Source organism: Actinoplanes sp. GCM10030250, from assembly GCF_042666575.1.
Classification (GTDB): Bacteria; Actinomycetota; Actinomycetes; order Mycobacteriales; family Micromonosporaceae; genus Actinoplanes.
This window is the reverse complement of sequence record NZ_JBHTDO010000019.1, coordinates 45005-65407: the sequence shown is the minus strand read 5'-3', so window position 1 is coordinate 65407 and position 20403 is coordinate 45005. Positions and strand designations below refer to the sequence as shown.

Annotated in this window: 21 protein-coding genes; 11 read left to right on the top strand and 10 right to left on the bottom strand. The window is 69.2% G+C overall.

Translation table 11 applies throughout. The features are described 5' to 3' along the window. The first annotated feature begins 233 nt into the window (after positions 1 to 233). Positions 234 to 2153 carry a S9 family peptidase gene (locus tag ACFQV6_RS23710; RefSeq protein ID WP_378029756.1) on the top strand — a complete coding sequence of 640 codons (1920 nt, stop codon included), beginning with the start codon at positions 234 to 236 and terminating at the stop codon, positions 2151 to 2153. Positions 2154 to 2748: 595 nt separating this feature from the next. Here ACFQV6_RS23710 and ACFQV6_RS23705 read toward each other — a convergent pair. Further along, positions 2749 to 3984 carry a DUF1996 domain-containing protein gene (locus tag ACFQV6_RS23705; RefSeq protein ID WP_378029755.1) on the bottom strand — a complete coding sequence of 412 codons (1236 nt, stop codon included), beginning with the start codon at positions 3982 to 3984 and terminating at the stop codon, positions 2749 to 2751. Positions 3985 to 4253: 269 nt separating this feature from the next. On the opposite strand from ACFQV6_RS23705, the gene ACFQV6_RS23700 reads away from it, so the two are divergent. The 5 genes from ACFQV6_RS23700 to ACFQV6_RS23680 all read left to right on the top strand — a co-directional run bounded on the left by ACFQV6_RS23700 (position 4254) and on the right by ACFQV6_RS23680 (position 7233). Beyond that, a complete protein-coding gene (locus ACFQV6_RS23700) occupies positions 4254 to 4556 on the top strand; it encodes a hypothetical protein (protein WP_378029754.1) in 303 nt (100 codons plus the stop codon). Between the two features lie 251 nt (positions 4557 to 4807). Next, positions 4808 to 5125: a hypothetical protein gene (locus tag ACFQV6_RS23695; protein WP_378029753.1), complete on the top strand. Its 318-nt coding sequence runs from the start codon at positions 4808 to 4810 to the stop codon at positions 5123 to 5125. A 7-nt stretch (positions 5126 to 5132) separates the two neighbouring features. Then, positions 5133 to 5546, top strand: a complete 414-nt coding sequence (locus ACFQV6_RS23690) for a nitroreductase/quinone reductase family protein (RefSeq protein ID WP_378029752.1) — start codon at positions 5133 to 5135, stop codon at positions 5544 to 5546. Between the two features lie 187 nt (positions 5547 to 5733). After that, a complete protein-coding gene (locus ACFQV6_RS23685) occupies positions 5734 to 6165 on the top strand; it encodes a VOC family protein (RefSeq protein ID WP_378029751.1) in 432 nt (143 codons plus the stop codon). Positions 6166 to 6342: 177 nt separating this feature from the next. Next, positions 6343 to 7233 (top strand): NAD(P)/FAD-dependent oxidoreductase, encoded by an 891-nt coding sequence (locus ACFQV6_RS23680; protein ID WP_378029750.1) that lies wholly within the window; start codon positions 6343 to 6345, stop codon positions 7231 to 7233. 76 nt (positions 7234 to 7309) lie between these two features. On the opposite strand, the gene ACFQV6_RS23675 is transcribed toward ACFQV6_RS23680, so the two are convergent. Next, positions 7310 to 7747 carry a MarR family winged helix-turn-helix transcriptional regulator gene (locus ACFQV6_RS23675; RefSeq protein WP_378029749.1) on the bottom strand — a complete coding sequence of 146 codons (438 nt, stop codon included), beginning with the start codon at positions 7745 to 7747 and terminating at the stop codon, positions 7310 to 7312. Positions 7748 to 7795: 48 nt separating this feature from the next. Between ACFQV6_RS23675 and ACFQV6_RS23670 the strand changes: the two genes are divergently transcribed. The 3 genes from ACFQV6_RS23670 to ACFQV6_RS23660 all read left to right on the top strand — a co-directional run bounded on the left by ACFQV6_RS23670 (position 7796) and on the right by ACFQV6_RS23660 (position 11418). Further along, on the top strand, positions 7796 to 8902 hold the full coding sequence (locus tag ACFQV6_RS23670; protein ID WP_378029748.1) for a substrate-binding domain-containing protein: 1107 nt from the start codon (positions 7796 to 7798) through the stop codon (positions 8900 to 8902). A gap of 99 nt (positions 8903 to 9001) precedes the next feature. Continuing rightward, entirely contained in the window at positions 9002 to 10408 is a 1407-nt protein-coding gene (locus tag ACFQV6_RS23665; RefSeq protein WP_378029747.1) for an APC family permease, read from the top strand. Further along, a complete protein-coding gene (locus ACFQV6_RS23660; protein WP_378029746.1) occupies positions 10405 to 11418 on the top strand; it encodes an acetamidase/formamidase family protein in 1014 nt (337 codons plus the stop codon). The genes ACFQV6_RS23665 and ACFQV6_RS23660 overlap by 4 nt, the downstream gene beginning before the upstream one ends. A 57-nt stretch (positions 11419 to 11475) precedes the next feature. On the opposite strand, the gene ACFQV6_RS23655 is transcribed toward ACFQV6_RS23660, so the two are convergent. The 6 genes from ACFQV6_RS23655 to ACFQV6_RS23630 all read right to left on the bottom strand — a co-directional run bounded on the left by ACFQV6_RS23655 (position 11476) and on the right by ACFQV6_RS23630 (position 17526). Further along, positions 11476 to 11919, bottom strand: a complete 444-nt coding sequence (locus ACFQV6_RS23655) for a MarR family winged helix-turn-helix transcriptional regulator (protein WP_378029745.1) — start codon at positions 11917 to 11919, stop codon at positions 11476 to 11478. Between the two features lie 73 nt (positions 11920 to 11992). Continuing rightward, a complete protein-coding gene (locus ACFQV6_RS23650) occupies positions 11993 to 12160 on the bottom strand; it encodes a hypothetical protein (protein ID WP_378029744.1) in 168 nt (55 codons plus the stop codon). A gap of 1297 nt (positions 12161 to 13457) precedes the next feature. Then, positions 13458 to 14138, bottom strand: coding sequence for a DUF6308 family protein (locus ACFQV6_RS23645; RefSeq protein WP_378029743.1), 681 nt, complete (start codon positions 14136 to 14138; stop codon positions 13458 to 13460). Continuing rightward, the gene (locus ACFQV6_RS23640; RefSeq protein ID WP_378029742.1) at positions 14104 to 15195 is read right to left on the bottom strand and encodes a serine/threonine protein phosphatase; all 1092 of its coding nucleotides are present in this window, start codon (positions 15193 to 15195) and stop codon (positions 14104 to 14106) included. The genes ACFQV6_RS23645 and ACFQV6_RS23640 overlap by 35 nt, the downstream gene beginning before the upstream one ends. A gap of 109 nt (positions 15196 to 15304) precedes the next feature. Continuing rightward, positions 15305 to 16276 (bottom strand): LPXTG cell wall anchor domain-containing protein, encoded by a 972-nt coding sequence (locus ACFQV6_RS23635; RefSeq protein WP_378029741.1) that lies wholly within the window; start codon positions 16274 to 16276, stop codon positions 15305 to 15307. A gap of 83 nt (positions 16277 to 16359) precedes the next feature. Next, positions 16360 to 17526, bottom strand: coding sequence for a cytochrome P450 (locus tag ACFQV6_RS23630; protein ID WP_378029740.1), 1167 nt, complete (start codon positions 17524 to 17526; stop codon positions 16360 to 16362). A 179-nt stretch (positions 17527 to 17705) separates the two neighbouring features. Between ACFQV6_RS23630 and ACFQV6_RS23625 the strand changes: the two genes are divergently transcribed. Next, positions 17706 to 18062, top strand: a complete 357-nt coding sequence (locus ACFQV6_RS23625) for a nitroreductase family deazaflavin-dependent oxidoreductase (protein WP_378029739.1) — start codon at positions 17706 to 17708, stop codon at positions 18060 to 18062. A 70-nt stretch (positions 18063 to 18132) separates the two neighbouring features. Here ACFQV6_RS23625 and ACFQV6_RS23620 read toward each other — a convergent pair whose 3' ends face one another. Together ACFQV6_RS23620 and ACFQV6_RS23615 are read right to left on the bottom strand one after the other, a co-directional pair. Further along, entirely contained in the window at positions 18133 to 18687 is a 555-nt protein-coding gene (locus tag ACFQV6_RS23620) for a hypothetical protein (protein ID WP_378029738.1), read from the bottom strand. A 39-nt stretch (positions 18688 to 18726) separates the two neighbouring features. Further along, entirely contained in the window at positions 18727 to 19617 is an 891-nt protein-coding gene (locus ACFQV6_RS23615; protein WP_378029737.1) for an alpha/beta fold hydrolase, read from the bottom strand. A 124-nt stretch (positions 19618 to 19741) separates the two neighbouring features. Here ACFQV6_RS23615 and ACFQV6_RS23610 point away from each other — a divergent pair, with 124 nt between their 5' ends. Continuing rightward, on the top strand, positions 19742 to 20392 hold the full coding sequence (locus ACFQV6_RS23610; protein WP_378029736.1) for a TetR/AcrR family transcriptional regulator: 651 nt from the start codon (positions 19742 to 19744) through the stop codon (positions 20390 to 20392). Positions 20393 to 20403 lie beyond the last annotated feature (11 nt).

Here is a 20403-nt window from a genome sequence, read left to right as displayed (position 1 = left end):
CCGTGCGGATGTGCGAACAGTGCCGCCATGTCATGTGACGGCGTGACATGGCGGCACTGACGGGCGGCTGCGGCAGGTGGTCGGATGAGGAACCGCGATAGAGGAGTCCACAACGTGATCAGAACGACCAGCGGTAGGCCCGTCCCCAGCATCGAACTCACGTTGCTCCGCCTGAAACCGTCTGACCTGGGAAGATGCATGACGCCGTTATCGATTCAGCCAGGAGTGCTCACATGAACCTGCCGGTGAACCATGGGCCCGCGCCGCGGCTGATCGCGGTTGAGGAGTTCTTCGCTGATCCAGCATTCGCGAATCCCTCGATGTCACCGGACGGGACGAGGATCGCCTACCTCGCGCCGGCGTACGGCCGGAGAAACGTCTGGGTCCGTGGAATCGACGAGGAGCACGCGGACGCGGTCTGCGTCACCCACGACGCGCGACGTGGCATCACGACCTACTACTGGCCCGACGACTCGCGCTGGTTGCTGTATCTGCAGGACACCGACGGCAACGAGGACTGGCATCTGTACCGGGTGGACCTCGACGCGCTCGACCAAGGCGCGGTCGACCTGACCCCCATGCCGCCCGGATCGCGCGTGTTCGGAGCCGACGCGCTGCCCTCCCACCCCGGAAGCATGCTCGTCGCGATGAACAAGCGGCCTCTCGCGATCGACCTGTTCCGGATCGATGTCGCCACCGGCGAGACGACGCTCCACTTCGAACAAATCGACCCGACAGAGAACGTGCTGCTGGACCAGGGCGGCGAACCGGCGTTCTCCTCACGGCTGGCAGCAGACGGCACCCTCGAGCTCTCCGCGATCGACCGCGCCGGCGGCGAGCGGCGACTGCTGCGCCGTCTCGGAGGTGCGGCATACCCCGTGGGTGTGCAGCCGCAACTGGTGACACCCGACGGGGCCGCCCTGCTGATCGGCGCCTACACCGACTCCGACGACCTGCGGCTGCTCCGTCTCGACCGCGAGACCGGTGCCGAGACCGTAGTCGCCGCGGTCGAGGGACACAGCCTCGACATCCTCGGCACGATGGCACCCGGGGTTCTCCCGCCCACGGTCTTCACCAGCCGCCGCACCGGGGAGGTCATCGCCGCCCGCTTCGTCGACGACAAGCCGCGCATCGAGGTGCTGGACCAGAACTTCGCCAAGGTCTACGCCGAACTGTCAGCGCTCTCCGACGGCGTTCTCGGCACCCTCTCCTCAGATCGATCCGAACAACGCTGGATCGCCACCTTCATCCACGACCGCGATCCCGCCGTCACCTGGCTCTACGACCACTCGACGCGGGAGAGCCGCGTGCTGTTCCGGCCCTACCCCCACCTGGACCCGGCCGACCTGGCAACGATGGACCCGGTGACGTTCGCCGCCCGCGACGGCCTGCCACTGCACGGCTTCCTCACCCTCCCGGCCGGTGTCGCACAGAAAGGACTACCCCTCGTCCTCCTCGTGCACGGCGGACCGTGGCAACACGACACGTGGGGCTACAACCCACAGGCCCAGCTCCTGGCGAACCGTGGCTATGCCGTCCTACAGGTCAACTTCCGCGGCTCGACCGGCTACGGCAAACGCCACACGACGGCCGCGATCGGCGAGTTCGCCCGTGCCATGCACACCGACCTCATCGACGCCGCCGACTGGGCAGTCGCGCAGGGCTATGCCGACCCGGCTCGGATCGGCATCATGGGCGGCTCCTACGGTGGCTACGCCGCACTCGTGGGAACCGCGCTGTCTCCCGACTACTTCGCCGCCGCGGTCGACTACGTCGGCGTCTCCGACCTCGCGAACTTCCTGCGGACCCTGCCGCCCTTCACCAGGCCCTACAACGTGAACAGCTGGTACGCCTACGTCGGAGATCCCGACGATCCCGACGCCGAGGCAGACATGCGCTCGCGCTCCCCAATCACCATGATCGACCGGATCAACACGCCCCTGCTGGTCGCCCAAGGCGCCAACGACGCCCGCGTCATCCAAGCCGAATCCGACAACATCGTCGCCCCACTCCGAGAACGCGGCGTCCCGGTCGAATACCTCCTCGCCACCGACGAGGGCCACGGCTTCGACAACACCGAAAACCAGATCCGCCTGCACCGTGCGATCGAGCAGCACTTCGCCCAACACCTCGCCACCAGCCGACCCACCTGATCAGTCCGCGCAGCCGCACACCCGCCCACAGCGAGCCGAACCGGGACGGCCCAGCGCGGGGCGGGCCGGCACGGGGCGGGCCAGCGCGAGGCGACACGGCACGGGGCGGGCCAGCGCGAGGCGACACGGGCCGGCACGGGGGGCGGCCCAGCGCGGGGCGGCCCAGCGCGACGCGGCCCAGCGCGACGCGACACGGGGCCTGCGCAGCCCGGCGCGGCGCAGCCCGGGCCAGCGCAGCGCGGCCTGGTGCGGCGCGGCCTCGTGCGGCGCGGCCTCGTGCGGCGCGGCCCAGCGCGACGCGGCCCAGCGCGACGCGGCCCAGCGCGGCCCGGCCCAGCGCGGCCCGGCCCGGCCTGGCCCGGCCCGGGGGCGCCGGGCGCGAGGACGGCGCGGCGCGGCTTCAGGACGAATGGGCGCACACGTTGACGTTGCGTGCGATCTGGCTGCGCCCATAGGCAGACGCACACGGTCGCGTTGTGTGTGCGCCTACTCCGGCGCCACGACGCCACGCCCCGGGCGCCACGCCTCGGCCCCGTGCCTCCGTGCCACCGCCCTGCCGCGCAACGAACTGCGATGACGATCTCCGGCTGGCGTGCTAGAAGGAGAACGAGTCGTAGCCGGTGTTGTTGCAGGTCCGGCGCTGGGCGATGCAGTTTCGGACGCGCTGGTTCATGGCGTCGGGGTCCCACATCAGGAAGGCGTCGCCGTGCATCGACGAGGCGCTTTTGCCGGTCGGGTCGGAGGAGAGGTAGTAGCCGGCTTTTGAGCCTTTCGCGCCGTAGGCGATGTCGAAGGTGAGGGCTGGGATGCGGACGGGGTGAGTTGTCGGGCAGCCGTCGTTCGTACCGAATGCGATGTGGTCTTTGTGATTGGGGCTGTCCAGGTTTTTGCCGTCCCAGCAGTCCGGGAATTGGAGCATGAAATGCAGGCTCGCCGGATCGCCGCAGATGGGCCAGTTGCCGTTGTGGCTGCGTGCGTAACCGTCGATGTCGCCGGGGCCGTAGAAGGCGCAGTAGAATTGGCCCTGGGCGCCGCGCGGGGTCGGCTTTCTCTTTTTGGCGTCGCCGGCGATCATGCGCAGGCCGTTCGGCATCGGCTTGATTCCTGTCGAATTCGTCCGGAGCGAACGGTAGTAGACCCGGAAACCCGTGGTCTCGACCGGCTTTCGGGTGGCGGCTTCGTAGAGCGTCGGCACCCAGTAGGCGGAATGGTCCACCGTCGGTTTGCACGTGGTCGCGGTGAACTTCATCAGGTCGTCGGCAGTCGTGCCGGCGTCGACAGCCTTGTTACCGACGAACGAATGCATGTGCGAGGCGCCCGGCAGGCCTGGGGCCACGATCGGGTCGTCCGGTTTCCGGTGGCTGTACTTGCAGTCGGCCCGGAACTCCGGCAGGTTGCCCGCATTGCCGGGCGGATCGGCCTTGGTGGCCTGGTAATCGGCGACCTGCGCGGCCCAGGCGGCCCGATCGACGGGAATCCAGCCGCCCTTGGTAATGGGCTGGGCGGCCCCAGCGGAGGCACTGGCGGAAGCCCCTGCGGCCCCTTTCGCAGCGGACGACAGTGGCATTCCCGACGCGTCCGGAGGCAGCGATCCCGGGGCGCCCGGCTGCAGAGATCCCGGCGCGCCCGGCTGCGACGTTTCCGGGGCGCTTGACTGCGGGGACAACGGCCGATTCACGCCCGCGCCGTGCAACCGCTGCCGAGCGACGGCATCATCCCCACTCCCGCATGCGGCCACCCCGCCGATCAGGACGACAGCAACGCCGGCCGCGGCGAGGACCGAGCCCCGTGGTCGCCCGGCGTTTCGCTCGCGGAACATCGAAGACGGCACGACTCACTCCCCAAACCTGCGGTACACGGCCACCGGAATGGTAGGCAGTCACCGTGCGCCCGGGACAGCCACTTAAAGCGAAGGAAAGAATAAATGACCGAGGGTACGGAATTGGAATGCACGCCGAAAAAGTGTTATTCAGCGCTCGCCGGCTTGCGGTATCGTGAAGGCCGTCCTGACCGGCGTTCGTTTCACGGAGGTGACCGCGGTGCACCCGATCTTGTGACGGCCCCACTACGGGGCTGCACGGAGCCGAAAGGTGCCCGTTGATGAGTAGGACCGACAAGACTCGGCCTTGGTGGGTGCAGGTTGTCGACGCACCGGGGTCGACCTGCAAGCCTGTGCACGACCACCGTTGGGGCCCGTGCTCCCTGCCCCGCGAGATCACCGCCGAGCGCGCCCTCCCCCGCACTCGCCGCGGCGGCTGCCACTGGGCCGGCACCTCCGCCTACTGGGTGCGGCGCTGCGAGAGCCACGGCGCTCGCGAGTGGAACTACATCGCCCGCGAGGAACGCCGCCGCGACCGCCACCAGACCCGCCACGGTCTGCGCACCTGGAACGGCGACGACTGAACTCCTTTCAACGTGGCGAGGCCACACCCGGATGGCGCCGGGAAACGCCCCGGCGCCCTCGGGCTCAACGCCGCGTTGAAAAGGTTCATCGCCGATGTGCCGGCCCGACCGGGATGTGAAGCTGTCACATGGCGAGCTTTCGATGCACGATGTGCGGAACGCGCTGAGCATCCCGCAGATCGCCGCCTGTGGCCGGTCAGGATCTGGCGCGAAGCTTCCCCGGTATCCCCTGTTCCTTCGATACTGACCTGATGACCAACGCCGATGCGCCACGGCACAGTAAAAGTTTGATCAGTATCCCGATCGATCGGGACGGCCACCAGATTCTTGATGTTCTTTGCGAGAATCTCCAGGTCGATCAGGACACGGCGATTTGGACGGCTTTGTGCGCCGCCGCGAACATCACCCTGTACTCGCCGCAGGGGGCTCAGGCGGTCGTGCAACTGGCCGGGGAGCGGGCAGCAGCAGAGGCCGTGGGCCGGCAGCGAAGGTCCTGGGCGATCGGAGTTTCTGTCCTGCTCACCGTGGTATTCGGCATCGGGTTCTTCCTGGGTCACCTCCTCTGGTGACGATCACATGCGTTCGCGGAAGTACCGCATTGTCACAACGGCCGAGCGGCTCAACAACCGCCTGACCCGCTTCGCCCTGCGCAAAGGCATTGCACCCCGAGCGTTCGCTCTGCTGGAGACCACCGGCCGGCGCACCGGGCTCCCCCGGCACACACCTGTCGGCAACGGTCGTATCGGAGACACGTTCTGGTTGGTTGCCGCGCACGGAACCCAATCGGACTTCGTCCGCAACCTGCAAGCCCATCCGGTGGTACGGGTGAAGCTCGGACGCAAATGGCGCACCGGTACGGCAGTGGTGCTCCCCGACGACGACCCGGCTGCTCGTTCGCGCACCCTGCCCCACCAGTGGGACGCCGCGCTCGGAAGACTCATGGCGTCAAGCCCGTTGACCATTCGCATCGACCTTGATCGGGAGGATTGAGGTGGCGAAAACGCGGCGCGAAAGGGTTACCAGCGCAGCGATGCGGCACGGGGCGGACAGACGCCCACAATCCGGGTATGGTCCCCGCCATGGCGGCAATTAAACCGTGGCAGCTGCTGATTTGCCTCATCGTTGTGCTGGTGATTGTTGGCGCTGTTGTGGCCGCCGTCAGAGCCGGGCGTCGTAGATGAAGGTCAATCGCTCCATGCCGGCGGCGACGGTGATTCCGGTCCTGACCTATCCCGACGTTCGGGAGGCGGTTGCGTGGCTGTCGGCGGCCTTCGGGTTCGAGGAGCGGGTGCGCATCGGGGAGGATCACCGTGCGCAACTCCGTTTCGGTGGCGGTGGGCTGATTGTCGCCGATGCGGGCGGGAGTCGTCGCCCGCCGCGTGACGGTGAGGTCACGCACGCGGTGATGGTGCGGGTGGATGATGTGCGGGGGCACTGCGAGCGGGCCCGGGCGCGCGGTGCGCGCATTCTTATGGAGCCGACCGATTTTGAGTACGGGGAACGGCAATATCAGGCAACGGACCTGGCCGGTCACCACTGGACGTTTTCCGAGACGCTCGACGATGTCGCCCCCGAGGAATGGGGCGGCCAGTCCGTCGGATCGGACTGACCGAGGGCTTTACCGCGCGGATTCTCGCCACCCGGGCTGAGGCAACGAACCCCGAGCGCGAGCGGGGCTGAGGCAACGAACCCGAGCGCGAGCCGGGCTGAGGCCCGACGAGCCGAGCGCGAGCCGGAACACCGCCGACCAGCCGCACGAGCGCGCGGCCTGGGTAGGGTCTCGATCATGGACGTTGTCGTGGTGGGTGCGGGGATCGCCGGGCTGTCGTGTGCGCGGGCGTTGACCGACGGCGGTGCCCGGGTGCGTGTTGTCGAGCGGGGCCGGGTGGTCGGTGGCCGGCTGGCGAGCAAACGCTTCAACGGCCGGTACGCCGACATCGGCGCCGCCTATCTGGTGGCCGACGACCCGGATTTCAGCGCGCAGGTCGCGTCGTGGGAGTCCCGTGGTCTCGCCCGGCTGTGGACCGACACCCTGCGGGTCTTCCCGGGCGGGGAGGACAGCACCGGTCCCGTACGGTGGGCGGCTCCCGCCGGGCTCCGATCCCTGGCCGCCGACCTCGCCGACGGTCTGGACGTGCGCCTGTCGACCCGGCTCGACGCGTTGCCCGAGGATGCGGATGCTGTCGTGCTCGCCATGCCCGGTCCGCAGGCCCTGCGCCTGTCACCGCCACCGGCAATCGCCGCGGCGGCGAACGCGCAGAGCTGGCAGCCGGTGATCGCCGCCGTCCTCACGTACCCCGCTCGGGAGTGGGGTGAGTTGCACGGCGCCTTCGTCAACGACCACCCCGTCCTCGCCACCGTCTGCGACGACGGCGACCGCCGGGGCGACGGTGCCCCGGTGCTGGTCGCCCATTCGACCGCCGCGCTGGCCGCACAGCACCTGGACTCCCCCGAGACCGCCGGGCCGATTCTCGCCGCAGCGGTCGGTGAGCTGCTGAGCCTCCGCTCGGAGCCCGAGGTGAACGTGCACCGCTGGACCTACGCCCAGCCCGAACCCACCGACGCCCCGTACGCCGCCGACGGCCGCGTTTGGCTCTGCGGCGACGCCTTCGGCCGCCCCCGAGTCCAAACCGCCTGGCTCTCCGGCCGCGCCGTAGCCCGCGCCCTGCTCACCTGACGAACTCTGACGAGGCCTGACGAGGCCTTCCGGAGCGTGGCAAAGGCATCAAAGACGACGAAACCGCCGGACAGCGTCAATCCTGAGGCTTGCAAGCCGCAGCCAGCGCCACCAACTCCAGCATCAACCGCTCCGTACGCTCCGCGCCGAACGCCGCCGCCACCTCCGAGTGATGCTCCGCCGCCCGCCGATCCAGCCGGGCGACCAGGTCACGGCCCAGGTCCGACAGATACACCGCGACCCGACGGCGGTCGGCCGTGTCCTGGCGGCGATAGATCACCGCGCTGTCGACAAGGCGGTCGACGGCCTTGGTGAGGGTGGGGTGCGGCATCAGCACCGCCTCGGCCAGGTCGGTCATCGAGTGGCCGCGCCCGTCGGAGAGGGCCCGCACGATCCGCCACTGCTCGACGCTGACGCCCTCGGCGGCCAGGCCGGCCGCGAGCTGCCGGTTTATCTGGCGCTCGGTTTCGCTGAGCAGGTACGACAGGTGTGAACGCAGTCCCGTTTCGGCCAACTCCGTCGCCCCCTTTTTCATTCGCCTGACAGCGAAGATACTCGGCGCATGCCCGACGACGTCGTTCTCGTCACCGATCCGCTGGAGGCCCGGCTGCTCGCGCCCGCTCCGGGTGAGGCCGTGCGGATCGGCATCGTGGTGCCGACGTCCGGCCCGCTCGGGCTGCTCGCGCCGTCGGCGGTGAACTGCGCCGTGCTCGCGGCGGCCGAGCTGAACGCCGCCGGTGGCATCCTGGGCCGGCCGGTGGAGCTGACCCTGGTGGACGGCGGGCGGCCGCCGGGCGCGGTGGCGGCGGAGGTGGCCGGGCTGGTCCGGGCGAACGCGCTCGCGGCGGTGGTGGGCACGCACGCCAGCGACGTGCGGGTGCCGCTGATGCGCGTACTGGGTGGCCGTGTCCCGTACGTCTTCACTCCGCCTTATGAGGGCGGTGACCGTACCCCCGGAGTTTTTGCTCTTGGCGAGACACCGCAGCGTCAGTTGCGCCCGGCGCTGGATCGGCTCCTGGCCGGGCACGCCCGCCGGTGGCTGCTGCTGGGCAACGACTACGTGTGGCCGCGCCGGGTGCACGAGGAGGCCCGCCGCTATCTGACCCAGGCCGGTGCCGACGTGGTGGGTGAGCGGTATGTGCCGCTGGGTGGCGCGGACGCGGCGGCCCTGGTGGACGACGTGATCGCGGCCCGGGTCGACGCGGTGTTGCTGACGCTCGTCGGCAGCGACCTGGTGACGTTCAACCGGATGTTCGCCGAGTCGGCGGGCGCCGGGCGGGTGGCCCGGGTGTGCGCGGCGCTGGAGGAGAACGGCCTGCTGGGCGCGGGTGGCGACGGCTCCGGCGAGCTGTACGCGGCGATGGGCTATTTCGCCGCGCTCTCCACCGACGCGGCGCTGGACTTCGCGCAGCGTTACACCGCGCGGTTCGGCGTGGACGCTCCGGTGCTCAACGGGCACGGCGAGGGTACCTACGACGGGGTGCGGCTGCTGGCGGCTCTCGCCGCGCGGGCCGGCTGCCTGGCCGCACCGGCTCTGGACGCGGTGGCCGAGGGCACCCGGGTGACCGGCGGGCGCGGCCCGTTCGTGCTGCGTGATCGGCATGCCGTGCAGCCGGTCTACGTGGCCCGCGCCAACGGTCTGGACTTCGAGGTCCTCACCACCGGATAGGTCCTCCCGCCACCGGGCCAAAAATCCTTCCGATAGAAACCTTTTCTGTTTCAAGCTTTTGGATTAGCGTCCCCCTGCACACCGCAGAAGGAGGACCGCATGGCTCAGCAACCGGAGGGACCGGCCACCGCAAACCTCGAGCAGTACGGCTACCGGCAGGAACTCAGCCGCTCGCTCACCTTCACCGACCTGCTGATCTACGGCCTCATCTTCATGGTCCCGATCGCACCGTTCGGCATCTTCGGCAGCGTCTACAACGGGTCCGGCGGCATGGTCGCGCTGGCGTACGTCATCGGCATGGTGGCAATGATGTTCACCGCGCTTTCGTACGCCCAGATGGTCAAAGCCTTCCCGATGGCCGGCTCGGTCTACAGCTACGCCGGGCGCGGCATCGCGCCCCCCGTCGGTTTCCTCGCCGGCTGGGTGATCCTGCTCGACTACGTGCTGGTCCCCGGCCTGCTCTACCTGGTCGCCAGCGTCGCCATGCACTCGCTGGTGCCCGGCATACCGGTCTGGCTGTGGCTGGTCGCGTTCGTGCTGCTCAACACGGCCGTCAACTACCTGGGCATCCAGATGACCGCCCGGGTCAACAAGATCATGCTGATCGCCGAGCTCATCGTGCTGGCGATCTTCCTGGCGGTCGGCATCGGCGCACTGCTCTCCGGCAAGGGCGCGGGCTTCTCGTTCGCCCCGCTCTTCAACGCCGACACGTTCTCCTGGTCGGTGGTGTTCGGCGCGGTGTCGATCGCGGTCCTGTCGTTCCTCGGCTTCGACGGCATCTCGATGCTGGCCGAGGAGAGCCGTGAGGAGGCGCGCCAGATCGGCCGGGCCATGGTGGCGGCGCTGCTGCTGGCCGGTGTCCTGTTCATTGTCCAGACGTGGGTGGCGGCATTGCTCGTACCCGATGCCCCTGGTCTTCTGGCCAACGGTGACCCCGACGGAACCGCCTTCTACGACGCGGCCCGCGCTGCCGGCGGCGGCTGGCTGGCCAGCCTGACCGCACTGGCCACCGCGATAGCCTGGGGTTTCGCCAACTCGCTGGTAGCGCAGGCCGCCACCAGCCGCCTGCTCTACGCGATGGCCCGCGACCGCCAGATGCCCCGATTCCTGGCCCGGATCAACGACAAACACAAGGTCCCGGCCAACGCCACCCTGCTGGTAGCCGCCGTCTCCCTGGCGCTGGGCCTCTACATGGCCACCCGCGACGACGGCATTTCACTGCTCTCCACCCTGGTCAACTTCGGCGCGATGACCGCCTTCCTCGCCCTGCATGTGGCTGTAGTGGTCCACTACGTGGTGCGCCACGGCAGCCGCGACTGGCTCCGGCATCTTGTCGTGCCGGTGGTCGGCTTCCTGATCCTGCTCTACGTGGTGATCAACGCGAACATCGCCGCACAGACGCTGGGCTTCCTCTGGCTCGGCATCGGCGTCATCGTCCTGATCACTTTCTACCTCACCGGCCGCCGCCCTGAGCTGGCCGGACTCACCGAAGGGAGCAAGCAGTGACCGAGGTGGTCCGCTATCGTCCCGCCGAGGACGAATTGTCCTACACCTTCGGCGGCCGGCAGCCGGTGCGCCGCGTCAAGCCCGGCACGATCGTCGAGCTCTACACCGAGGACTGCTTCGGCGGCCGCGTCCGCACCGTCGACGACCTGCCTTCCCAGGTGTGCGAGTTCCCTTACCTCAACCCGGTCACCGGCCCGCTGCACATCGAGGGAGCCGAGCCGGGCGACACCCTCGCGGTCCACTTCGCCGAGATCGTGCCGGCCCGCGACTGGGCGGTCTCCTCGACCTTCCCTCACTTCGGCGCCCTGACCGGCACACACACCACAGCCATGCTGCACCCCCCGCTCCCCGAACGCGTCTGGCGCTACGATGTCGACGTCGACGCGGGCGTCGTGCGCTATCACGCCCGGCGCGGCGACTTCAGCATCGACCTTCCTTTGGACCCCATGCACGGTACGGCCGGAGTAGCGCCCGCCGCATCGGAAAGCCGCATGACCATCGTCCCGGACGCCCATGGCGGCAACATGGATTCCCCGGAACTACGTGCCGGCACCACTGTGTACTTCGGCGTCAACGTGCCCGGTGCGTTGTTCGCCGTCGGGGACGGGCACTGCCGCCAGGGCGAGGGCGAGGTCTGCGGCACGGCAGTGGAGGCGGCCATGAACACTGTGGTCATCGTCGACGTGATCAAGGGCGTGGCGACGCCCACACCACGCTTCGAGACCGATGAGGCACTGATGTCGGCGGGCTCGGCCCGGCCGCTGGAAGACGCCTATCGGATGAGCCAGCACGATCTGGTGACGTGGACGGCCGGGCTGGTCGGCCTAGACGTATTGGACGCGTATCAGCTGATCAGCCAGGCCGGCGAGGCACCGGTGGGCAACGTGTGCGACCCGAACTACACGATGCTGGCGAAGGTGGCCAAGCGGTACCTAGGCCCGGCGGAGGTTTACGAGGGGGTGCACGGGCGGCTGCGCGCGGTGGCCCAGGAATACCTCTCCTCCCGGTAAGAGCGCTAGGCGGGTCCTCCCGGTAAGAGCGCTAGGCGGGCCCTCCCGGTAAGAGCGCTAGGCGGGCTGGGTGCGCAGCGCGCGCACCAGCCCAGCGAACTCGGGCAGTTGCTCGGCGTCGTGCATTGCCTGACGCAGCGCCTGGTCGTGGGTGGGGCGGGCCTCTGACAGCAGCCGCAGGCCCGCCTCGGTCACCTCGGTGTAGATGCCCCGGCGGTCGTTCTCACACAGGTAGCGGCTCAGCAGGCCCTGCTCCTCCATCCGCGCGACCAGCCGGGTCGTGGCGCTCTGGCTGAGCACGACGGCCTCAGCCAGCTGCTGCATCCGCATGTGCCAGCGCTCCTGACGCGACAGCAACTCGAGAACCGAGTATTCAACGACGCTCAACCGGATCGCAGCCTGCAGGGCCCGCTCGAGCCGCTGCTCGATCCGGGCGTGCAACCCAGCTAGCGCGCGCCAACTCTGCGCGCACGTGTCGACGTCTTGCTCCTGTGTTGCCATGCGGATAGGGTACACCGCCTTCGCAGGTATACCGCGTTTGCAATATCACGCGTCTGCAACTACCTTTTGATCGTCAGCTGTTGGCGTTGGCGTTGCCATCGACGGTGGTGTTGGCGTTGCCATCGACGTTGGCGCTGGCGTGCCATCGGTGTTGGCGTTGGCGTGCCATCGGTGTCCGCGTCGGCGTCGGCGTCGGCGTCGGCGTCGGCGTCGGCGTCGGCGTCACCGGAAGAAGGATCATTCGATGCGGGAACTTGCCCTGACCCCTCTCGTGAACGGCGCACACACGCGGCTCATGCTCTCGGCCCTGCCGTGCAGCCCTGTGGTACCGGACCGCCCGCCCGGCCGGCTCCGGCTGCTCACCGCCAGATCCCTGCACTGGCTGGCCGGGCGCCTCGACCGCGGGCATTCCACGCCGACGAGCGACTGGCAATCAGCAGTTTGTGTCCGCTGACGACGCCCGAGCAACGACGTTTGATTTCAGCTTTGCCGTGGAGTAGCGCATGGCCGTCGGATCGCCGCCTCGGACGCCTTTATAACGCCAGCAATAGTGCAAGTATAACGCCAGCAATAGTGCAAATCTTTTACCAAGCCCCGAACCGTGACCGAAAATAGCACACTCATTCCGTCTAATTGTTCACCCTCACCACAGCATGGTGACCCACGCGGACCCGCCCATAACCGACAACACCTTTTATCACCTCGACCAAAGCCCTGCAGCGACCACCTGAATTCAAGAAAAGTCCAGACCGAGCCGATCGTGGCAGGGACGACTCCGGCCGCCCTGCCACGGGGCCAGGTTGCGGATTCTCGGGCTATTTTGGTGGGGTACCGGCGATGCGGTGCCGACGGTCGCGGCGTATGGCGTGTGCCGCGACCTGCCGGCGATGAGGTCTGGGCAGCCGCCGATGAGGTCTGGGCTGCCGGCGATGAGGTCTGGGCCGCCGCCGGTGAGGTCTGGGCTGCCGGCGATGAGGTCTGGGCAGCCGCCGGTAGCGTTCGGGGCTGTCGGCTCGGCGCCGAGGATGGATTCACCTGCGGCGATGACGCTTTCGCTGACCGCGGCCCGGGAGGCGGCGGCGCGACGGCCGCCCGCTGCGCATCGGGAGCGGCCGCGGGCACCGTGCCCGCCGCCGGCACCCTGCCCGCTGCCGGCACCCTGCCCGCCGCCGGCACCCTGCCCGCCGCGGGCGCCACGGTCACCGCAGGCACCGTGGTTGCCACGGACGCCGCAGGCGACGCGGGCGCTGTCACCAGCCCCGACCTGCTCTTCGCAATACGTCGGAGCTTCGCGGCATGCCTCTGCTGCAAACCCCACAACCGGTGCCGTTCATGCTCACGACGAAATGCGTCGCGGGCCGCAGAATAATTGCGAGAAGCGGTCCGGTCACGCATCACCGCAATTTCCGCCCGACTGAAAAACGACCCCTGCCCCATGCGAATAATTCTTCCGCACCCGCGCCCCGAGGTGTAAGCAGTCGATCATGCCATTTCCACGCAGGATCAAATGCCACGGCAGCGACGATTGAGCCGAAGCGTCAGGCAAGCTCGAGCGCCACCGAACCCCGCTGCGGGCAGGACATCGGCTTGGCCCGCCAGTGCTCCGCGACATGCCGCCTCCACAAGACGACATCGAGCGACCGCAGAACGCTCACCTCGTGGTCCAAGCCCACGGCTGCGCGGGCTGTGGCGAGTGCGGCCCGCAGGCTGCCGTCGTTCTGGGCGAGCTGGTGATGGAGCTTCATCCACACGTTCTTCGGCGCCCCGAACTGGCAGCTGACGATGGAGTCGTACACGGGGATGAGCTTCGGGCGCTTGCGGGCCAGAAGCTTTCCGGCGATCACCCAGCCGATCCCGGTCTTCTCGTTCCGGTTGTTCAGGAGCCGCCATGCCCGATCGGCGTGCCCACCATCGGCGACCAGCTCTTCACCGCCGCGCACGCCCAGCTCGGCATCAATGGGGATCTCTCGCAGGTGAGCCCCGATGTCGCTGCCGAGCTGCCCATCGATCAGTTCCTTGCCGACGGCAAACGGAACCTGGACGTTGAGGGCCTCCACCGCGTACAGATCCTCCACGGTGATCCGGTCACGAACCTCGGCTCGATCGCCGCCACCGGCGAAGGCTTCGAACCACTGCCCCGTGTACGCCCCCGGCGCGAAGTAGGCCTTGAGATGGTCCACGCCTTCACGGCGAACAATGTCGATCAGCTTCTCCGGCATCGCCAGATGCTACCGACCACCAGCGACCCCCGGGCCGGGACCCGTTCTCTTGGCCGGGATATTCGGCGTGAAGGTCACCGTCGAACAGGCGCCAGCAGAAGTCGTTCATCCGGGCAGCGGCCGGGGAGTGCCTGGCGATGATCTCCGCCACGGGCGACGGCACGTCCGGTGGGATGCCGCCGGTCGCGCATCGGCGTACGACCTGATCGCGGGCAACAGGACCACTGCCGGCCGGCGCGGGAATCCCGCAAACCGAGGTGACCAGCCAGTTCACCAGGCGCATGGAAGCGTAGTCGGCATCGTGACCGGCATTGCGGGCGGCGAAGTCGCGCTCGGCGTCCGACAGCTCGAAGCGCGGTGAGGTGGCGAGCCCGAAATCGACCAGGTAGAGCCGGTCGTCGTCGGCCCGGATGTTGCCGAAGTGTCCGTCCAAATGCAGCACCTCGCGGTGACGCAGAAACGCCACCATCTCGAACAGCTGCCGCTCTACCGCCGCGGCTCTGCCAACCGGGTCGCCCAGCCAGCGAGGCAGCCCGTCGGGAAGATGTTCGAGAAACAGCACAAGGTTCGCAGTGGCACCCACCAGCGCTTCGAGCCGCGCACGCACAGCTTGGTCACCACCGAACTGGTCGACGACGGCGTCGACGTCGAGGTGCTCGGCCGCGACCGGCGGCCGGCCGGGCAGCACCCGCCAGTGGTGCAGCAACGCAAACGACCCGGACTCGCCTGCGAGGACGCCCTCCGTGACGCTCAGGTTCGCGGCCAGCTCGCGCCACGCGCCGAACCCCGGGCCGGCCAGGCGGTACATGCCGTACTGCCAACGGGCCGGTAGTCCGAACAGGTTCGCCGTGCTGTGCGGATGAGCCAGCTCCCGCTCGGTGATGGGGACCCGCTTGACGAACACGGGTACACCATCGACCTCGGCAATCGACGAGCCGCCGCCCACGCCCACACCGTTGAGTGGCGAGTTCAGCAACAACTCCGCCAGGTCCCCGTCGGTGCGGGCGGCCAGCGACGCCGCGACCCGGTCATGGCGGGAACGCCGCGTGTGGAGCACCGCCGCATCATGCCATCGAGCGGCTTCTCGGCGCGACCAGGAGTCCGGCTGAGCGCGTACGGCCCACGCTGTCAGACAACAGCGTGGGCCGTACGTTGTCCAAGAACGGTCAGTTGGAGCTGGTGAAACGGGTACGCCGCTGACGTGCCAGCAGGAACGCCACCGCTCCGGCGACCAGCAGGCCCACGCCCGCCACAACGGCCGTCGTCGTGTTGGAGCCGGTGACCGGCAGGCCGCCACCGTCGCCCTCACCGGCGCCGGTCCCGGGCGCCGCGCTGGAGGCGGAGGGGCTCACCGTGGCCGCACCGCTCGAAGCGGTTGCGGACGGCGCCGGCCGGCTCGGTTCGGCCGTCGGCTCGCCGTTGCGCTCCAGCTTGAACGTGAAGCTGCCCGGCTTCGCCTTGACGTTGACCTCGGCCTGGGCGACGTCGGTCGCCTTCCAGCCCGCCGGCGGTGTGACCTTCACCTGATAGCGGCCGACCTGCGCGCCCTTCAGCTGGGCGTTCCCGGCGGCGTCGCTGCTGATCCGCGCCGAGAAGTTGCCGGGGCTGTTGGTCAGCTCGGTGAACTGGACGACGGCGCCGGCGACACCGCCGCCGCTGGATTTGGCGTCGACGACGTGGATCGTGAAGTCACCGACCTGGCCGGGCACCCGGATGCTGCGGTAGGCGATGTTGTCGTTCATGTTCTTGTCAGTGTTCGCCGCGGCGAAGAAGTACAGCACCTGGACGTACCCGTCGGCGAGCGCCGCCTCCGGGATGGTGCCGGTGCGGGTCAGAACCTTCGACTCCCCGGCGGCGAGGTCGAACTTGGCGCCGTCGGCAAGGGCGGGCGACGTCCACGTCAGGGCGTCGTCCCATTCTCGCCGAACCGCCACGTCCTTTGCCGTACCGGTGCCGTTGTTGGACACCGTGACCGTAACGGTCACCGTGTCGCCGACCTTGCCGGTCTCCTGGCTGAACGCGACGGCCGTCTTGACGTCGGGCTGGGCCTCCTCGGCATGCGCCGGCGAACTGAGCGCCACGGATGCCAGGCCTGCGGTTACGGCCAGCATCGCTCCGGTCAACGTACGAAGAAACATCCACTGCTCCCGTGATCAATCGACGAACCGGTGCAGCTTAAAGGGCGCAAACCGATCCCGCTGTCCCCCGAATACCCGGGCGCTCAGCTTCGGAGGCGAATCGGCAGGGCTGCCAGCCCGTGCATCAACATTCCGGTACGCCAGTGCAGCTCCTGCGGCGGCACTGCGAGTTGGACGTCCGGGTAGCGGTTGAGGAGTCGGCCCAGGGCGATCCGCGCTTCCAGCCTGGCCAGCGGCGCGCCCAGGCAGAAGTGGACACCGTGACCGAAAGCGAGGTGCCCGCCGTCGCTGCGATCCAGGTCGAGCGTGTCCGGGTCGGCGTACCTTTCCGGGTCGCGGTTCACCGCCAGGAGCGAGATGAGCACCTGCTCGCCGGCCGGGATCGTGGTCTCGCCGAGCGTGATCGGGCGGGTGGTGACCCGGTAGGTGGTGGTCGCCGCCGGACTTGCCATCCGCAGCACCTCCTCGACCATGGCGGGCAGCAGACCCGGATCGTCCAGCACACGTTTGCGCTGATCCGGCCAGCGGCAGAGCAGGTAGACAGCGTTGCCGATCAGGTTCGCTGTGGTTTCGTGGCCGGCGACCAGTAGCAGCAGGGCCATGCCGACCACTTCGTCGTCCGTGAGCCGGTCACCGTCGTCGACAACCGCCAGCAGCGCGCTGAGAAGATCGTCGGCCGGCTGGGCACGCTTACGGGCGAGCAGGTCACGGAAGTAGGCAACGATCTCCGACATCGCCCCGACCATGTCAGCCGCGCTGGAATCGCCGATAATGATCACGTTGGACCAGGCGTGGAACGGGCCACGCTCGGCCGCCGGGATGCCGAGCAGCTCGCAGATCACCGCGAACGGAAGCGGAACGGCGAACCCGCTGATGAGATCCGGCTCCGGCACCGTGGCCAGTTCGCCGAGCAGCCGGTCGGTGATCCGCTCGATACCCGGCGCCAGCGCCTGCGTCCGGCGCGGTGTGAAAGCCGCCGAGATCAGCCGCCGCAGCCGGGTGTGGTCCGGCGGGTCGCGCAGCAGCATCTGCGTCGCCAGGGCTGAGCGCAGTTGCGGGGGCAGCTGGTCGACCGGCTGCCGCTTGGACAGCGACGAATCGGCCAGCACCTGACGTGCCTCGTCCCACCGCGTGATCATCCAGAACGGGACCCCGGCGGCCGAGATCACCCGGTGCGCCGGCCCGGCCTGCCGCAGCTCAGCCAGTGCCGGATGGGGATCCGCCGCGTACGCGTCGTCGAACAGTGCCATACGACCCCCCACCCCCGCTGCGAGCATGCGCCGACCATCGTATTGGTCCACATCCATGCCGCATGCCACTACCGGATGATGCCGCCGCCATGGCCCGCTCGGCAGCGTGCCGCATGCTGGCTACAAGAGGTGGATGGGCGGCTTGACCTGAAGCTCGCTTGAGGTCGCAGGATGGGTGCATGACGGCGACGGATGAGGCGCTGCGCGCGCTGGAGCGGCAGCGAACCGTGGAGATCACCACGATCGGGCGGCGAACCGGGCAGCCGAGAAGGATCGAGACGTGGCGCTACCAAGCCTCCGGCCGCTTCTGGCTCACCGGAAGCCCCGGCTCGCGCGACTGGTATGCCAACGTGCTCGCCCACCCCGAGTTCACACTGCATCTGAACAACCAGGATCTTCAGGTACGGGGACGCCCCGTCACCGACTCCGGCGAGCGAGCACGGGTGCTCGGTGAGATAGTCCCGGCTCTGGACTGGGCCGGAAGCCTGGAGAGCTGGATCGCCGGCAGCCCACTCGTGGAGATCGAACTCGGCTGACGACCACATGCCTGCTAGTGGCGACGAGCGGGACCAGCGGGCCGGCCGCCGGCGGCGCGATTCACGGACGTCACGTCGCGGATCGGCCGGTGACCTCTTCGTAGATGGTGTCGTAACCGGCGGCGTCGACCAGGTCGAGCAGGCCGTCCTCACCCAGCGTGTAGACGCCCCCGGCGAAGCAGGCGTTGGTGACGGTGACGAGTTCGGCGACAGAGCCGAATTCGACGACCGGGTTCCCCGGATCCAGCAGAGACACGACCACCGGTTCCTCGCCCGCCGCGGACCAGGCCGCCACGTACAGGTCGGTGGCGCCGTCCCGCAACAGCGGGACCCAGTGGGGGTACGACAGCTCGACCGGCCATTCGTCGCTGGTCTCGGCGAGGGTGACCGGCCAGTACCCCGGTATCACCCAGCAGTCGCCGATCGTCTGGCCGGGTGCGTCGTCGACGCCGTCGCACCACGAGAACCAGGCGAGGACCGCCGCGGGCACGTCCGCGCCGAGCACGGCGTGGATCTCCTCGGGCGGCCGTCCGCGACGTAGCCACGGGGCAACCGGGGCGCCGAGCCGGCTCAGCCACCCGCTCCACTCCCGAAGGGCGCCCGCCAGGCTGCTGTCCGCATGCACGCCGAGGAAGATAGCAAGCGCGGAGGAACGGTAGCCGGATCAGCCGGCCCGGGCACGGATCTCGCGGACCACGGTGGGCCAGATTTCCCGGGGCAGATCGTGACCGACACCAGGCAACTCGACATACCGGGCGCCCGGCACCGACGCGGCGATGCGGCGGCCGGCGGCGGGGCGGCCCAGCGGATCCTGCTCGCCGTGCAGCACCAGGGTGGGCACGCGGAGTTCGCGCAGGCGCGGGCCGTGCCAGGTGGCGCTCACCTGCCGGGCCTGGGCACGGTTGTCGCGGACACCGCTGGGCAGCCCGGCGTCGAGTTCGCGCTCCACGCGGAGGCGGGCGTCCTGCTCGTCGAACGGGTAGCCGGGTGAGGCGACCGCCCGCAACAGGTCCAGGCCGGCCGCCACATCGCCGTCGCGGCCGATGGGGTGGCGCATGCGTGCCAGGCGAGCCAGGAACGGCAGGCGTACGTAGCGCAGGACGGCGGCGCCACGGATGTCGCTGGGTATGGCGGCGAACGAGGTCACGGTGTGCACCCGTTCCGGGTGGCGCAGCGCGGTGCGCTGGGCGACCAGGCCGCCCTGCGAGATGCCGAAGAGGTGGGCGCGCTGCCAGCCGAGCACGTCCAGGACGGCGACGGTGTCGTCGGTCATGTCCTCGGCGGTGTAAGCGGGCGGCCGGCGGCGGAACAGCGCGGTCACCGGGTTGCCGACCGGGACGTCGTCGAAGTGGGTGGATCCGCCGGCGTCGCGGCCGTCGAAGGAGGCCACGCTGAAGCCTGCCTCGATCAGGGCGGTGACCAGGCCGTCGGGCCAATAGAAGCGGGAGACGCCGAGCCCCATGATCAGCAGCAGCGGGTCACCGCCGGCGCCGCCGAGGTCGTCGACGGCGAGGTGCACGTCGCCGTTGCGTGCGGTGTACGGGGTTCGGTTCATCGCCGCCTCATTCATTCGGGAGCCGCCTCGCTCATTCGGGAACGGTGTTCGCGAACACCGTATCCGCAACGGTAGGCTGGGCGCAACGGAGAGGGGTGGCATGGAGAGGGGTGGCATAGAGACGGTGCCGGTATGGCTCAGGGAGCGGCGTACGGGGATCGGCCGGCCCGCCGAGCGATCCCGGGCGGAGGTCACCGCGGCGGCGATCGCGCTGGCCGACCGGGAAGGCCTGGCCGCGGTTTCGATGCGCCGCGTCGCCGCCGAGCTGGGCACCGGGGCGGCGTCGCTCTATCGCTATGTCGACAGCCGGGACGACCTGCTCGACCTGATGACCGACGAGGTGGCGGGCCGGTACGCGTTGCCGGCTCCGGGCGGCCCTTGGCTGCCGGGCCTGCTGGAGGTGTGCCGGCAGGGACGCGAGCTGATGCTGCGGCACGGCTGGCTGCCGGAGCTGGTGCTCACCCGCTCGGCGCTCGGCCCGCACGGCACCGACCTGCTGGAACACGTACTGGCGGTCCTCGCCGAGCACTCGGCGACCGTGGGTCGCAAGCTGGAGGCGTTCGCGGTGATGAACACTCTCACCGCCGCGCTCGCCCTCAACGAGCTCAACGGAAGCTCCAGCGCCCGGCAAAGGCAGGGCGCATACCTCGCGCACGCGGTCGCAACCGGCCGGCACGCCCACCTGGCGGCGGCGCTGACCAGCGGTCCGCTGGTGCCGGCGCCACGCTTCGAGGACACGGTGTCGCGGGTTCTGGTGGGCCTGCTGGGCGAGTGAACCGACAGGGG

Bases quoted from the DNA above. Each gene is read 5' to 3' on its own strand.
- ACFQV6_RS23710 (WP_378029756.1), top strand. From the start codon at position 234: ATGAACCTGCCGGTGAACCATGGGCCCGCGCCGCGGCTGATCGCGGTT.
- ACFQV6_RS23700 (WP_378029754.1), top strand. From the start codon at position 4,254: ATGAGTAGGACCGACAAGACTCGGCCTTGGTGGGTGCAGGTTGTCGAC.
- ACFQV6_RS23695 (WP_378029753.1), top strand. From the start codon at position 4,808: ATGACCAACGCCGATGCGCCACGGCACAGTAAAAGTTTGATCAGTATC.
- ACFQV6_RS23690 (WP_378029752.1), top strand. From the start codon at position 5,133: ATGCGTTCGCGGAAGTACCGCATTGTCACAACGGCCGAGCGGCTCAAC.
- ACFQV6_RS23685 (WP_378029751.1), top strand. From the start codon at position 5,734: ATGAAGGTCAATCGCTCCATGCCGGCGGCGACGGTGATTCCGGTCCTG.
- ACFQV6_RS23680 (WP_378029750.1), top strand. From the start codon at position 6,343: ATGGACGTTGTCGTGGTGGGTGCGGGGATCGCCGGGCTGTCGTGTGCG.
- ACFQV6_RS23670 (WP_378029748.1), top strand. From the start codon at position 7,796: ATGCCCGACGACGTCGTTCTCGTCACCGATCCGCTGGAGGCCCGGCTG.
- ACFQV6_RS23665 (WP_378029747.1), top strand. From the start codon at position 9,002: ATGGCTCAGCAACCGGAGGGACCGGCCACCGCAAACCTCGAGCAGTAC.
- ACFQV6_RS23655 (WP_378029745.1), bottom strand. From the start codon at position 11,919: ATGGCAACACAGGAGCAAGACGTCGACACGTGCGCGCAGAGTTGGCGC.
- ACFQV6_RS23650 (WP_378029744.1), bottom strand. From the start codon at position 12,160: ATGATCCTTCTTCCGGTGACGCCGACGCCGACGCCGACGCCGACGCCG.
- ACFQV6_RS23645 (WP_378029743.1), bottom strand. From the start codon at position 14,138: ATGCCGGAGAAGCTGATCGACATTGTTCGCCGTGAAGGCGTGGACCAT.
- ACFQV6_RS23635 (WP_378029741.1), bottom strand. From the start codon at position 16,276: ATGTTTCTTCGTACGTTGACCGGAGCGATGCTGGCCGTAACCGCAGGC.
- ACFQV6_RS23630 (WP_378029740.1), bottom strand. From the start codon at position 17,526: ATGGCACTGTTCGACGACGCGTACGCGGCGGATCCCCATCCGGCACTG.
- ACFQV6_RS23625 (WP_378029739.1), top strand. From the start codon at position 17,706: ATGACGGCGACGGATGAGGCGCTGCGCGCGCTGGAGCGGCAGCGAACC.
- ACFQV6_RS23615 (WP_378029737.1), bottom strand. From the start codon at position 19,617: ATGAACCGAACCCCGTACACCGCACGCAACGGCGACGTGCACCTCGCC.